The sequence below is a fragment of the Paenibacillus sp. Soil522 genome (assembly GCF_001428245.1).
Classification (GTDB): domain Bacteria; phylum Bacillota; class Bacilli; order Paenibacillales; family Paenibacillaceae; genus Pristimantibacillus.
The window spans coordinates 95,805-109,149 of record NZ_LMRV01000001.1 but is presented as its reverse complement, the minus strand read 5'-3'; the positions used below and the strand labels follow the sequence as shown (position 1 = coordinate 109,149).

Sequence of the window (13,345 nt, the reverse complement as noted above, 5' to 3'; positions counted from 1 at the left end):
TCCTCCTGACTGAGCCGATTACCAAACTAGCTTCGAGAAATCAGCAATAATCGCAATATCGTCAGCAATTCCGGCAAGCGTAGACAAACGGTTAGCGCGTACTTCCTCATCAGGCGCCATGACCATGACCTTCTCAAAATAAGTATGAATAAAAGGCTTCAATGATGATAAGGTTTGTACAGCTTTTGCAATATCTCCATTTTCAATCGCCGCATGGAAGGTCGGGCGCTGCTGCAGCCATTTCTCGTAAAGCTCCGTTTCCACCTGCTCTGCGAACAGAGCTGGATCAACCGCTCTAGCAGTCGCTTTGGATCCTAAATTGCTGACCCGGTTAAGCTGCTCTACCGTCATCTTGAATGCTGTGCGGTCATCGTTTGCAGCAAGCGCTTGAACAACAGCGGCGCGTTCAATTGTCGATTTCAGATCGGCAAAACCAGAAGCCATTACCGCATCAACGACATCGTAACGGACGCCTTGCTCAGACAATACATTTTTGACACGAAGGGCGAAGAAATCGGAAAGATCCTTGCGGATATCCGCAGCTTCACGCTTCAGTCCGCGACTTTCATGAACGGATAGGGCAGCATCGTACAAATCATTCAGCTCCAGCTTCAGGCCATGCGCCAAAATGATTTGAACAATTCCCGCAGCTTGTCTCCGAAGTGCATATGGATCCTGCGAACCTGTCGGAATAATGCCGATGGAGAAGCAGCCTACGATCGTATCGATTTTATCAGCTAAGCTTACGATAGCTCCCGTTAATTCGGAAGGCGCGCGATCGCCGGCAAAACGCGGCTGGTAGTGTTCATTAATGGCTTTCGCCACCGATTTGCGCTCTCCTGCTTTAAGGGCATAATCTTCTCCCATAATGCCTTGAAGCTCAGGGAATTCATATACCATTTGCGACACGAGGTCGAATTTGCAAATATCTGCGGAACGGCTAATATCTTGCGAGCTTTGCTCGTCAATAAGCAAATGCTTGCTTAATAAGTCGGCTGTCGCACGAATCCGTCTTACTTTGTCGGCAACTGAACCCAGCTCTTCGTGATATACGATGTTTTCAAGCTTCGAGAGCGCATACTCAATCGTGAGCTTGTGATCCTCTTCATAGAAAAACTTCGCATCCGAAAGTCTGGCGCGCAATACTTTTTCGTTACCCTTTGCAACTAGCTCTATCGATTTACGGTCACCGTTACGAACGGTTACGAAAAATGGCTGAAGCTGACCTTCGCCGTTGAATACCGGAAAATAACGTTGATGCTCGCGCATCGAAGTAATAAGCACCTCTTGCGGAATATGAAGGAACGCCGGATCGAAGCCGCCAAACAATACATTTGGATATTCAACAAGGAAGAGCACCTCTTCAAGCAAATCCTCTTTGATTGCAATCTCCCAGCCCTTTTCCTTAGCCAGTTGATTGATCTGGTCAACGATTAGATGCTCGCGCTCGCTAACGTCTGCGATAACATGCTGCTCGCGCAAACGCTCTACGTATTGGGCCGGCAGAGCGACGGTTGCGTCTTTCCCTAGGAAGCGGTGTCCGCGCGATACATTTCCGGTCTGTACGCCCGTAATTTCAAACGGAATAACGTCTTGCCCGAACAATGCCACTATCCAGCGAATCGGTCTGACAAAGCGAAGCTCATGGCTACCCCAGCGCATGTTTTTCGGGAAAGACATCGACGTAATAAGCGACAGCAAGCCTTCCGGCAGAACAGCCGCTGTCTCTGCGCCAATGCTGCTTTTTCTCGCGTATACATACTCAACACCAGCTAGCTCCTGGAAATAAAGCTGCTCAGGCTGGGCGCCTTGACTGCGGGCGAAGCCAAGCGCTGCTTTGCTCCAATTCCCCTGATCATCCTGGGCAATTTTACGCGAAGGCCCTTTCGCTTCCTCACTCCTATCGGATTGCTTCTCAGCCACATCCTGAATAAGAACCGCAATACGGCGAGGTGTCGCATATACGTTTACAGCACCATGCACGATGCTTGAATCCGTCAGCCATTTTTCCATTTTATCCTTAAGCTGGTTCATTGCGCCGCGCACGAAACGAGCCGGTACTTCCTCTAGTCCAATCTCAAGCAACAAATCTCTAGTCATGCTGCTCCACTCCTTTCTTCAGCAACGGGAATCCAAGACGTTCTCTTTCCTCAAAATAAGTCGATGCGCAAGCGCGCGCCAAATTTCTTACTCTTGTAATGTAGCCCGTTCTTTCCGTTACGCTAATAGCGCCGCGCGCGTCGAGCAGGTTAAACGTATGCGAGCATTTTAGCACATAATCGTAAGCCGGAAACACGAGATGCTGCTCCATCGTTTTTTTGGCTTCTTCCTCATACATGTTGAACAGGGAGAACAGCATTGCCGTGTCCGATGTCTCGAACGTATATTTCGAATGCTCATACTCTGGCTGCTTGAAGACGTCCCCGTACGTTACGCCCTCTACCCATTCCAGATCGAACACATTTTCTTTTTGCTGAATGTAGGAAGCAAGACGCTCCATGCCGTAAGTGATTTCGACTGCAACCGGGTTAGCATCAATGCCGCCAACCTGCTGGAAATACGTAAATTGTGTAATTTCCATGCCATCCAACCATACTTCCCAGCCCAGACCCCAAGCTCCGAGCGTTGGCGACTCCCAGTTATCCTCAACAAAGCGGATATCATGCTCATTTGCATCAATGCCAAGCTGCTTCAGGCTTTCCAAATAAAGCTCTTGAATGTTATCTGGCGATGGCTTCAAAATAACCTGGAATTGATGATGCTGGTAAAGTCGGTTCGGATTTTCGCCGTAACGGCCGTCCGCCGGACGGCGGGAAGGCTCTACGTATGCGACATTCCAAGGCTCAGGTCCGATCGAGCGCAGAAACGTCATCGGGTTCATCGTACCCGCACCCTTTTCCACGTCGTAAGGCTGTACTAGAATACAATTTTGTTCAGCCCAGAATTGTTGCAGCGTCAAAATCATTTTTTGAAAATTCATTGCTGATCTCTCCTTCTTCCTCTGTTTTCTGACCGTTTCCGGACATTTTTCCTATACTCGGCAAAGGTGGTGACATGCAAAAAACTCCCGTCTCTACGCCTGCTGCCAGACGTAGGGACGAGAGTTATTATCCCGCGGTTCCACCCTACTTGGTTAGCTCCTTACGAGCAAACCCTCTTTGTTCGATACGACTCCGGAGTGCCCTTTCATCGCATTGTCCGTCCGGGCTTTCACTTTTCCCGGCTCGCTAATACCGTCGACATTGTACGATTACTTTCTCCATCATTGTCCAATATTCATAATGAGTTATTCTATGCTTCTTTCAGACAATTGTCAATTATCAACTTTGGAATGTACAAGGCTGCCGTTATAACCGTTTACATTAGCTTATCCAGCTGATCGAGGAAATTGCGCGACTTTAGCTGAAAGCCCAGATGAGTATCCATGAGCTTGCGCATGGAAAGCTTAAGCTCCGCTTTCGTCTCCGGCTTGACTTGAATCGAGCCCAGTCTTCTCATATCCATTTTGCGGAAAAGCCGAAGCAGCTTGTATGCCCCTTCTCCAAGCTGAACCGCTTGAGGGTCCTTGCCTATGCATCTCGTGCATAATATACCTCCCGTATAGGGCGAGAGCTTGAATGGTCCTACAACGTTGCCGCAGCTCACGCATTCATCCAATTCCGGCGCATAGCCCGACAAGTCCAAAATGCGCATCTCGTACAGATGAGTTACAATTTGTGCGTCTTTTCCTTCCTGGAGCGCCGAAAGGCATGCCTTTAGCTGTTCAAAATGAAAGCCCGTTGCCTCATCATCCTGCAAAGAACGATCTGTTAGCTCAGCCACATAGGAGCAATAAGCAGCCAAATCAAGCTTTTCACGCAAAACATGGTGAGATTCAATAATCTCACCATGATTCAACGTGCCGAGTCCGCTGGTACGGAAATAAACGAACTCTCCATATGTAAACGGCTGCGCGAGCGAAGAATGCTTGCTCTTCATCTTTTTCGCGCCGCGTATAAGCACTCCCGCTTTACCATTTGACTTCGTAAGCAATGTCACAATTTTGTTGCCTTCCCCGTAATCCATACTTCGAATAACGATTCCTTCGACACGATACAGCATTTGCAAACTCTCCCCTGAATGCAGAAACGAATTTCGCCGTCCCATGACGGCGAGCATTCGCTTAGCGGTTAAAGATAAACACCGGTTGTGCTTCCTTCACACAGCCAGCTTACCTTTTCAAACCATTTATACGTATCAGCTTATTCAATAATTCCATTGATTCGTTAGCCTGATGTGTCTTCGAGCTCCATCATTGCAAGCTCATCTTGATCCAAAGCTGACGAATCAGAGCCGCTTTCCGCTCCAAATTGATTGATTTCTTTGTAAAGCATGAACGATTCGACATCCCCGGTTAACGTAAAATACTTCCACGAAAAATTTCGCATACGTATTCATCCCTTTCCGTCCCCTGAAATGCTGCTGCTCCAGACGGTAATAGGATGCGATAAACCGCTTCTGTCTATCCTTAACAAATTACGACAATTTCTGTTTAATCATGCCGGTAGCCAAGATCCTTCAATACCCGTTCTTGATTGCGCCAGTCCTTCTTCACCTTTACCCAAAGCTCGAGATAAATACGTGAGCCAAGGAGCGCTTCAATATCTTTGCGCGCCTGTTTTCCTACTTCCTTCAGCAGTTCTCCTTTTTTGCCGATGATGATCCCCTTCTGAGAATCACGCTCCACAAAAATAACCGCTCCGATATACACAACGCCGTTTTCCTTAACGCGCATGTCCTCGATCGTAACAGCGATTGAATGCGGGATTTCTTCGCGTGTCATATGCAAAATTTTCTCGCGAATGAGCTCCGAGCAGACGAATTGTTCAGGATGATCCGTAATTTGATCGGCGGGATAATATTGCGGCCCTTCCGGCAAATAACGGGATAGCTGCTCCAGCAGCGTGTCGACATTATTTCCTTTGAGTGCGGAGATCGGAACAATTTCCGCAAACTCATGAAGCTCATTATATTGCGTAATCATCGGCAGCAGCTGCTCAGGCAATACCTTATCGATCTTGTTCATGACGAGAAAGACAGGTGTTTTTACCTTTTTGAGCTGCTCGATAATGAACCGGTCGCCGCCGCCGAGGCCTTCGGAAGCGTCGATCAAAAATAATGCCGCCTCCACCTCTCTTAATGCGCTCTCTGCTGTTTGCATCATGTAATTGCCGAGCTTAGATTGCGGCTTATGAATGCCTGGCGTGTCAAGAAACACAATTTGTGTGTCGTTCGTCGTATAAACGCCGTGGATTTTGTTGCGCGTCGTTTGCGGCTTATCAGACATGATCGCGATTTTCTGACCGATCAGATGGTTCATCAACGTTGATTTTCCGACGTTTGGCCGTCCAATGATAGCGACGAAGCCGGAACGGAATTTTTTGCTGTCTCGTTCATTAGATGTTGTTCGATTCATAAATTTTTTAACGCTCCCTATTATCTAGTGAAGCCGGCGTGAATGCACCCGGCAATATGCTTGATACGGTCGAAATCGACCATTGACCACTTAAATTACCCATGATGACGGGCATGTCCGGCGAGCAAAGCTCAACCAAAACCTGCCGGCAAACGCCGCATGGCGCAATCGGCCCATCGGTGCTGCCAATGACAGCAATAGCCTGAAATTGTCCCGGACGCTTGCCGTCGGCTACTGCACGGAATAATGCCGTACGCTCTGCGCAGTTGGTTGGTCCGTAAGCCGCATTTTCCACGTTGCAGCCATAGTGGATATGTCCCTCGTCATCCAGCAGTGCTGCCCCGACTTGGAAATTCGAATAGGGCACATATGCACGGGTCATCGCTTCCTTAGCCGCATGCAGCAGTTCCGTGTAATTATCGGACAATCCTTCGTAAATCATCCTAAACGCCCCCCGTCTTAGTTTGCAGCCTAATCCATAAATAAATGCCACAAGGGCGGCCCAAGGATGAGCAGCCCTATTATAGCAGATATTGCTGCCGCAAATAAAACGGCTCCAGCAGCAACATCCTTCGCCACTTTAGCTACCGGATGAATGTCCGGGCTGGCGAGGTTAACTGCTTGTTCAACTGCTGTATTGATCATTTCCGCACTAATGACTACTGCGATCGCTAACAGTAGGATCGACCATTCCAGCGGCTTGATCGACGCGACAAAGCCTAAACAGCATGCGATCAAGCCGGCTATGGCATGAATCCTCATATGACTTTGCGTACGCAGCGCGAAGCCGATCCCAGATATCGCAACAGCAAAGCTATGGATAAATTTACGCATTAACGTGAAAGCCCTGCTTGCTTTAAAATCGCTTCCTGCTTGGCGGTCATTTCTGCTTCCGACCTCTCATCCTGATGGTCGTAGCCAATGAGATGCAGAAATCCATGTACGAACAAAAAGCCGATTTCGCGCTCCAAAGAGTGACCATACTCCTCGCTTTGCGCCTTTGCTGTATCGATACTAATGATGATGTCTCCGAGCATGCCGGAAATCGGATCGGTCTCATCCTCGCTATCCACCTCGAAGATAATGCCAAGCTCGTCTTTGCCTTCTTCCTGCATAGCGAATGATAAAACGTCTGTCGGACGGTCTATGCCCCGATATTCGAGGTTAAGCTGGTGAATCTCCTCATCATTTGTAAATGTTAGTGATACTTCACCGTCGGTTATGCCTTCCGCTTCTCCCGCCAGCTGTAGCAGTTGTTCTAATTTTCCGATCCAATTCTCAGGTATCTCCAAACTTTGCTGATCATTGCTCCAATCAAGTTGCAAGCTCATGCCAAACGCTCCTTTGTTTTCACATCATCCGGATATTCAATACGTGAATGGAAGATGCCAATTACGCTTTCTTTAAGTGATTGCGCAATTTTGTCAAGCTCCTTCAACGTCAAATCGCATTCATTGTACTGATTGTCATCCAGCCTGCTCTTAATGATTTTGTGAATCATCGCCTCTACTTGCTCCACAGTTGGATTGCGCAAGCTGCGCACCGCCGCCTCTACACAATCGGCTATTCCGACGACTGCAGCTTCCTTCGACTGCGCCTTCGGACCTGGATAACGGAAGTCATCCTCTGTGAAAGCAGGTTCAATTCCTTGCTCCTCGGCTTGCTTAACCGCCTTGTAATAAAAGAACTTCAGCGAGGTTGTCCCATGGTGCTGCTCGGCAATATCCCGAATCGGCTTCGGAATATTATGCCCCTTAAGCATGTCGACTCCATCTCTTGCATGCGCCACAATGATTGATTTGCTTAGCTTCGGATCGATCGTGTCGTGCGGATTTTCAATATTCGTCTGATTTTCGATAAAGTAGTTAGGCCGTTTTGTCTTTCCGATATCGTGGTAAAACGAGCCCACGCGGCAAAGCAGACCGTCGGCGCCTATCGCTTCGGCTGCCGCCTCGGACAAATTACCGACCATTACACTGTGATGATAGGTTCCCGGCGTCTCCGTAAGCAGCTTGCGCAGCAGCGGATGGTTTGGATTCGACAGCTCTACTAGCTTGAGCGCCGATAAAATGCCAAACGTAATTTCAAAGAACGGCATCAAACCGATAACGAGCACGGCCGTTATTAAACCGCTGGCAAAGGCGAAGGCTACGGAATAAATGAAAGGCACGCGTTCCAGCTGCTCTGACAGCAGCAAGATCGTGATGACGGACAACGAGCCGAACAAGCTGACCATAATACCGGCCTTTAATATCGTGGACCGTTGACTCGCTCTGTGAATCGAGAAAAGGGCGGCAAACGATACAACAATAATGACGAAGCCGTATTGAAAGTCAAAAATTTGATGCTGGCCGGTATTTAATATAATACTTCCCATAACTGCAAATAAAATCGAGCTGATCATAGCCAAATGCATATCAAGCAGCAAAGTTATCAGCATCGTGCCGAGAGCGGCAGGAGCTAAATAGCCAGCATAGGGCGCGGTATCCGTCTGCGTCAATGAAATGATCTGGATCGTAACAATATTTATTAAGAAAATCAGCCAAAGCATCAGCAGCGATGCATTGTTATATTTGGGTTTAATCCCATTGATGCTCCCCGACTGATGCAAGTATGCATAAAGCACGACGATGAACATGACGGACATGATCAGAAGCCCGAGCTGAGGCCAATAATTTTTCTTTTCCTGCAGCAGTGAGGAATCAACAAGCAGCTTGTACAAATCAGGAGTGATCGTCTGACCGCGCTTCACGATCAATTCGCCTTCTTTTATGACGACAGGAGACGTGTTTTGCTTCGCCTGAACCTTCGCCTCGTCCGTCGCCGCTTTATCCATAAATTTATTCGGCATAATTGCAAATCTGGCCAGCTCCTGTACAATTTCCCGGCTTGTCCGGCTGGAAAGCGAGCTTGCGTTTACAAGCTCGGCTACCTGCGTCCGGGCGGTTTCCGCCTCGCGGAGCTGCTCGCCGGTCAGCTTACGCACAATATCCCGAGCTACGTTGCGCATCTCGGTTAAAGTTTCCGCTGATAAATTAGGCATTTTGTAAAAGGTTTCTTCCGGAATCGTGTACTGCTGCTCCTTGGCGACTAGCGCCATTTCCTCAAGCAGCGAATCATTGTAGGTTCCTTTGCCCTTGTTCAGCTTAACAAAGTTATCAATGTATTCCGAATAACGCCCGGGAATTTCATTGCGGTAAATATCGATTTTATTTTGAACCGTTACTTGATCATCCAAATTCAACTGCTCAATGCGAACAAAAATTTGTTCGACCAGCGACTCGTTGCGTAGTGGCACGATCGAGAATATGACATCGATCTTGTCAGCGGCATTCTCTTCCGCTTGCCTTGTCGCCTTCTCGTCTTTAATTTGGAAGGGCGCTTTAATGTCCTTCTCGCTTACGGCGCCCTCCTCAATATCGTATGTCTCGGGAACAAGATGCGGAGCTAAGCTGAAATAGAACAGCAGCACAAACATAAACAACAGCACCCAGCGAACGGCTGCACTCTGCTTCCAGCCCGCTGTTTTAGACGGCTGCAAGCTCCCCTGTTTTCCGGTCTGGTTTTGGTTCATGCAGCAGACATTCCTTTCTAGGCTTTGTTTTCAGCATCCCAGTTATAGGCAACAATAATTTTTTGAACCAGCGAATGGCGTACGACATCCTGCTCAGAGAAAAGGATAATACCGATTTCCTCTATATTTTTCAAAATACGCTGCGCTTCGATCAAGCCTGAGTTTTTGCCCCGGGGCAAATCGATTTGTGTAATGTCGCCTGTAATGACCATTTTCGAGCCGAAGCCTAGCCTAGTCAAAAACATTTTCATTTGCTCCGGCGTCGTGTTTTGCGCTTCATCCAAAATAATGAATGCATCGTCCAGCGTACGGCCGCGCATGTATGCCAGAGGCGCAATCTCGATCATGCCGCGCTCCAGCGCTTTAACTGTTTGATCCGGCCCGAGCACCTCATGCAGCGCATCGTATAAGGGACGCAGGTATGGATCTACCTTTTCCTGCAAATCGCCTGGCAAAAATCCGAGATTTTCTCCCGCTTCGACAGCAGGTCTAGTCAATATGATCCGTTTCACCGAGCCTTCCTTCAGTGCGGCTACGGCAAGCACGACTGCCAGGTAAGTTTTACCCGTTCCGGCAGGACCGATCCCGAAAACAATATCACGTTTGCGAATCGTCTTCACATAGTGGCGCTGCCCGATCGTCTTTACCCGTATCGGTTTCCCGCGGAAGGTCGTCGTAATTTCTTTCTTAAACATATCCAGCAGCTCTTCTGCTTGCATGGTCCTTGCAAGTTCAAGCGCATATGCTACATCTCTCTCGGATGGCTTATAACCGCCACGCACGAGCTGCAGCAGCACATTGTAAAGCTGTTCCAGAGAATCCACCTCTTCGGCGGGACCTGTGATGACAATTTCCGCTTCACGCGATGTAATCGATGATTCAACCTGTGCTTCTATAAGGCGTAAGTAATTGTCCTGCGGTCCGAATACAGCCAATCCTTCCGCTGCGTTACCGAGCGGTATTTTTACTACTTTCGTCTCCATTTGCAACAATCCTCATTCTCCCTGCATCTGAACTAGTGGCATTTCCTTAACGATAGATTGCTCGACTTCAAATAGAACTTTCATATAAACTTTACCATTGTCCGCCTTTTCATGCAAAACAATTTCGTCCCTGATCACCGCATTGCTGCCTGCTTTGATAAGCACCTCGGCTTTTGCCTGAAGAATGCCCGTGCTCCTCGCCTCCTCTTCCGTCAGCTTCCGGTCCTCCATGCGCGTCTCCATTACGGTCTCCTTCATCCTGCCGATTGGCAGCGACCAATTGCGCCACGATACCTTCTCCTCATGACGGATCGCTTCGGAGGAGCTGTATGGATTGTCCCCGTACCCGCTGACTTGAAGAGCTCTTGAGCCGATAACCGCGAACCACTTCGTTTTCTTCTCACCAGTGTAAACTTTAACATGCTGAACGAGCGGAGAAGATATTTCAAACTCATACCAGACAAGCCCGCGAACTTTGCCTTTGGCAACGACAGTCCGCGAAAATTCCTCTCCGCCAATTGTACCCGAGATTAATATCTGGTCTTTTTTTACCCTTGTATTTTTTCTGACAACGGGCCGCCCCGCCTCGGCAATAATTTCAGTAACGACAGCGTCTGCCGAGGCGACCAGATGACGGGGCGTTTGCAAGGAAGCCTGCTCGGGAATGGTCGATTCAACCACTTGTATGATAACCTTCGTCCCCTTCTTCTCAACGCCGACCCAAGTCGATCCCGGCAGCTTGCGCACGAGCTGCTTGGACAATATGTCGGCATCGGCGAGACGAAATGACCATTGCATAGGATACAAGCCTTCCTGCTTAGCAGCCAAACGAATTTGTTCCTCTGTCAGCTTCACATTGCCTTGCACCTCGATGCTCCACACCAGAGAAGACAGCATAAAGATTAGAGCGAAAAACAATACGATTCCGCCCGCAAACAGCTTCCTGCGCTCCGCTTTTACGAGCAGGAAGGGCAATCCCCGGCGCTTCGTTACATGAACCCGGCAGCCTGTCTCCTTTAAATACGGACGAAGGCCAAAAAAATCACTAACAGACAGCTCGAACTCAAGCAAGCCACTACTTGTCCACCTAATGGAAGACAGCTGCAGACCTCCGGCAAGCGCCCGGTTGACAAGCTGCTCCGGTTGTCCTCCCCGTATGTGAACAGTAACCATTCCCTTTAACCAATTTGCACCTTGTCCGCTCAAACCGTTCCCCTCCATTACATTTAGCTTTTAGCAAAGCAAACTTAAAACCATTTATTTTAGGGTATCAGTTGAATGTTCGAGATTTGACCCTCCACAAACACTTCCTCCGTCCAAATCGTGCGTATGACAAGAGAGCTGCCCGTTACCTCCAGCTGTCCTTTGCTTAAAGCGAGCCGCAAACGCTCGCTGGAGAAATGGACGACGCCTCGATGGTTTTCGATGTATAGCTGGCAATCCCCAATCATCGTAAGACGCGGCAAATCAAATACGACATCATGCGGCATATCCAGCAGCTCTGCTGTCACTTTGCGAAATTTCTTTTTTATAAGGCGCATGGACGAATCTTTGCCTCCTTCAAGGTTTGTGGAGCAAACCTGCTATGTAAGCAGAAGCTAAGCCTTGCTATAGCAAAGCAGAGGAGTGACGATTTTCATGTACTGTACCAAAATATGCGAACAGCAAGCTAAATATGAGATTAATCTAGCCCTCGAAGACCATCCTCCACCAAAAACAAAAAAACCGCCGAAGCAGCATGCTTCGGCGGTTCGTTCGTTATTTTCGATAAGGTCTCTTTGAGCGGGGCGGACCTAAAATTTCAGCCCACATCACCGCTTTTCTCAAATCACCAGCTTGAATTGAGGCTGCATTTGCGCTCTGGGCACCTGGCTTGCGCTCTGCAGCGTCCGGCGCCTTCGCCTTACCCGTTCCTGCCCTCTTAATCGCGAGCTCAAGAGCCGGCATTTGCAGTGGCCCTGCAGGCGCTTCATTATCTCTGGATGCTTGAGCAGGATTCGCCGAATACTGACGCTCCTGCTCTGGACGTGTACGATAGGCGGGCTGATTTTCGGTTCGCTCCGCCAGCGGCCGATCTAGATTTGATTCCCTATCGCTTGCTTGCGGAAACAACGTTTTCGGCAGCCCTCCTCCGCCAAAGTCCGGCATTCGTCCCGGCTTCTTCTTCGAGCCTGCTTTGCCAAATAGAGAAGCCAGTGCTCCGAATATAATAACAACGATAAATATGTTGTTCATCAGAAATTCAATGATTCTCAAACTGCCTTCACCTCCGAGGCGCGGTCACGCTAATTCCAATCATGAGTTGGAGCGCTTGGCCTTAACGCCCGTCTTTGTTGTCAGGTTGGCCGTCCTGCTTGCCGATGGAGCTGCGCATCTGCGTATCAGCTTCGATGTTTTTCAGGTTCAAATAGTCCATGACGCCGATTTTCCCGCTTCTAAGCGCTTCAGCCATAGCAAGCGGAACCTGTGATTCCGACTCGACAACGCGAGCCTCCATCTCCACAACTTTCGCTTTCATCTCCTGCTCATGCGCAACGGCCATCGCGCGTCTCTCTTCCGCTTTCGCTTGGGCAATCTTCTTATCCGCTTCGGCTTGCTCCGTTTGCAGATGCGCACCAATATTTTTACCTACATCAACGTCCGCAATATCGATCGACAATATTTCAAAGGCTGTACCGGCGTCAAGTCCCTTGCCAAGCACCGTACGAGAGATCATGTCTGGATTTTCAAGCACGTCTTTGTGTGAGTTAGCCGAACCAACCGTTGTAACAATACCCTCACCTACGCGCGCAATAATCGTTTCTTCACCGGCACCGCCGACGAGCCGTTCGATATTAGCACGTACTGTTACGCGGGCTTTTACCTTTACCTCAATTCCGTCCTTTGCTACTGCAGCAACGATCGGTGTTTCAATAACACGCGGGTTAACGCTCATTTGTACCGCTTGGAGTACGTCGCGGCCAGCCAAATCAATTGCAGCCGCACGTTCGAATATAAGCGGAATGTTCGCGCGTTGCGCGGCAATCAATGCATTAACGACACGGTCAACGTTACCGCCGGCCAAGAAGTGACTTTCCAGCTGATTAATGTTAAGTCCAAGACCCGCTTTGGTCGCTTTAATTAGCGGATTGACAATCCTGCTCGGCACGACCCGGCGCAGGCGCATGGCGACGAGCGTAATAATACCTACTCTAACGCCCGATGCCAACGCGGAAATCCACAGCATAATCGGAAAGAAGCTTAGAAACACGGACAGCACGATAATAACGACGACTGCTAAAATTAAAAAGGAAACCAAAGGATCCATTTGACCCAACCTCCATATGTTTTATT

14 protein-coding genes are annotated in these 13,345 nt (G+C 48.8%); all 14 read right to left on the bottom strand.

The window, feature by feature from the left end; all coding sequences use genetic code 11:
* Positions 1–18: 18 nt before the first annotated feature.
* Positions 19–2,100 carry a glycine--tRNA ligase subunit beta gene (glyS, locus tag ASG81_RS00515; RefSeq protein ID WP_056627528.1) on the bottom strand — a complete coding sequence of 694 codons (2,082 nt, stop codon included), beginning with the start codon at positions 2,098–2,100 and terminating at the stop codon, positions 19–21.
* Positions 2,093–2,980, bottom strand: a complete 888-nt coding sequence (gene glyQ / locus ASG81_RS00510) for a glycine--tRNA ligase subunit alpha (RefSeq protein WP_056627525.1) — start codon at positions 2,978–2,980, stop codon at positions 2,093–2,095. Before glyQ ends, glyS begins: the two co-directional genes overlap by 8 nt.
* 377 nt (positions 2,981–3,357) lie before the next feature.
* Positions 3,358–4,101 (bottom strand): DNA repair protein RecO, encoded by a 744-nt coding sequence (gene recO, locus ASG81_RS00505; protein ID WP_056627522.1) that lies wholly within the window; start codon positions 4,099–4,101, stop codon positions 3,358–3,360.
* 164 nt (positions 4,102–4,265) lie between these two features.
* Positions 4,266–4,427, bottom strand: coding sequence for a YqzL family protein (locus ASG81_RS29515; protein WP_081417040.1), 162 nt, complete (start codon positions 4,425–4,427; stop codon positions 4,266–4,268).
* Between the two features lie 104 nt (positions 4,428–4,531).
* Positions 4,532–5,455, bottom strand: a complete 924-nt coding sequence (gene era / locus ASG81_RS00500) for a GTPase Era (RefSeq protein ID WP_056627519.1) — start codon at positions 5,453–5,455, stop codon at positions 4,532–4,534.
* A 7-nt stretch (positions 5,456–5,462) separates the two neighbouring features.
* Positions 5,463–5,897 (bottom strand): cytidine deaminase, encoded by a 435-nt coding sequence (gene cdd, locus ASG81_RS00495; RefSeq protein ID WP_056627516.1) that lies wholly within the window; start codon positions 5,895–5,897, stop codon positions 5,463–5,465.
* Positions 5,898–5,926: 29 nt separating this feature from the next.
* Positions 5,927–6,289 (bottom strand): diacylglycerol kinase family protein, encoded by a 363-nt coding sequence (locus tag ASG81_RS00490; protein WP_056627513.1) that lies wholly within the window; start codon positions 6,287–6,289, stop codon positions 5,927–5,929.
* Positions 6,289–6,786 carry an rRNA maturation RNase YbeY gene (gene ybeY / locus ASG81_RS00485; protein ID WP_056627509.1) on the bottom strand — a complete coding sequence of 166 codons (498 nt, stop codon included), beginning with the start codon at positions 6,784–6,786 and terminating at the stop codon, positions 6,289–6,291. Before ybeY ends, ASG81_RS00490 begins: the two co-directional genes overlap by 1 nt.
* Positions 6,783–9,029 (bottom strand): HD family phosphohydrolase, encoded by a 2,247-nt coding sequence (locus ASG81_RS00480; protein WP_056627506.1) that lies wholly within the window; start codon positions 9,027–9,029, stop codon positions 6,783–6,785. Before ASG81_RS00480 ends, ybeY begins: the two co-directional genes overlap by 4 nt.
* Positions 9,030–9,046: 17 nt before the next feature.
* The gene (locus ASG81_RS00475) at positions 9,047–10,012 is read right to left on the bottom strand and encodes a PhoH family protein (RefSeq protein ID WP_056628277.1); all 966 of its coding nucleotides are present in this window, start codon (positions 10,010–10,012) and stop codon (positions 9,047–9,049) included.
* Positions 10,013–10,024: 12 nt separating this feature from the next.
* Positions 10,025–11,218, bottom strand: coding sequence for a sporulation protein YqfD (yqfD, locus tag ASG81_RS00470; RefSeq protein ID WP_081417039.1), 1,194 nt, complete (start codon positions 11,216–11,218; stop codon positions 10,025–10,027).
* Positions 11,219–11,274: 56 nt separating this feature from the next.
* On the bottom strand, positions 11,275–11,553 hold the full coding sequence (gene yqfC / locus ASG81_RS00465; protein ID WP_056627499.1) for a sporulation protein YqfC: 279 nt from the start codon (positions 11,551–11,553) through the stop codon (positions 11,275–11,277).
* Between the two features lie 217 nt (positions 11,554–11,770).
* Positions 11,771–12,268, bottom strand: coding sequence for a hypothetical protein (locus ASG81_RS00460; RefSeq protein WP_056627494.1), 498 nt, complete (start codon positions 12,266–12,268; stop codon positions 11,771–11,773).
* Between the two features lie 61 nt (positions 12,269–12,329).
* Positions 12,330–13,319, bottom strand: coding sequence for a flotillin-like protein FloA (gene floA / locus ASG81_RS00455; RefSeq protein WP_056627491.1), 990 nt, complete (start codon positions 13,317–13,319; stop codon positions 12,330–12,332).
* Between the last annotated feature and the right edge of the window lie 26 nt (positions 13,320–13,345).

Bases quoted from the DNA above. Each gene is read 5' to 3' on its own strand.
- glyS (WP_056627528.1), bottom strand. From the start codon at position 2,100: ATGACTAGAGATTTGTTGCTTGAGATTGGACTAGAGGAAGTACCGGCT.
- glyQ (WP_056627525.1), bottom strand. From the start codon at position 2,980: ATGAATTTTCAAAAAATGATTTTGACGCTGCAACAATTCTGGGCTGAA.
- recO (WP_056627522.1), bottom strand. From the start codon at position 4,101: ATGCTGTATCGTGTCGAAGGAATCGTTATTCGAAGTATGGATTACGGG.
- ASG81_RS29515 (WP_081417040.1), bottom strand. From the start codon at position 4,427: ATGCGAAATTTTTCGTGGAAGTATTTTACGTTAACCGGGGATGTCGAA.
- era (WP_056627519.1), bottom strand. From the start codon at position 5,455: ATGAATCGAACAACATCTAATGAACGAGACAGCAAAAAATTCCGTTCC.
- cdd (WP_056627516.1), bottom strand. From the start codon at position 5,897: ATGATTTACGAAGGATTGTCCGATAATTACACGGAACTGCTGCATGCG.
- ASG81_RS00490 (WP_056627513.1), bottom strand. From the start codon at position 6,289: ATGCGTAAATTTATCCATAGCTTTGCTGTTGCGATATCTGGGATCGGC.
- ybeY (WP_056627509.1), bottom strand. From the start codon at position 6,786: ATGAGCTTGCAACTTGATTGGAGCAATGATCAGCAAAGTTTGGAGATA.
- ASG81_RS00480 (WP_056627506.1), bottom strand. From the start codon at position 9,029: ATGAACCAAAACCAGACCGGAAAACAGGGGAGCTTGCAGCCGTCTAAA.
- ASG81_RS00475 (WP_056628277.1), bottom strand. From the start codon at position 10,012: ATGGAGACGAAAGTAGTAAAAATACCGCTCGGTAACGCAGCGGAAGGA.
- yqfC (WP_056627499.1), bottom strand. From the start codon at position 11,553: ATGCGCCTTATAAAAAAGAAATTTCGCAAAGTGACAGCAGAGCTGCTG.
- floA (WP_056627491.1), bottom strand. From the start codon at position 13,319: ATGGATCCTTTGGTTTCCTTTTTAATTTTAGCAGTCGTCGTTATTATC.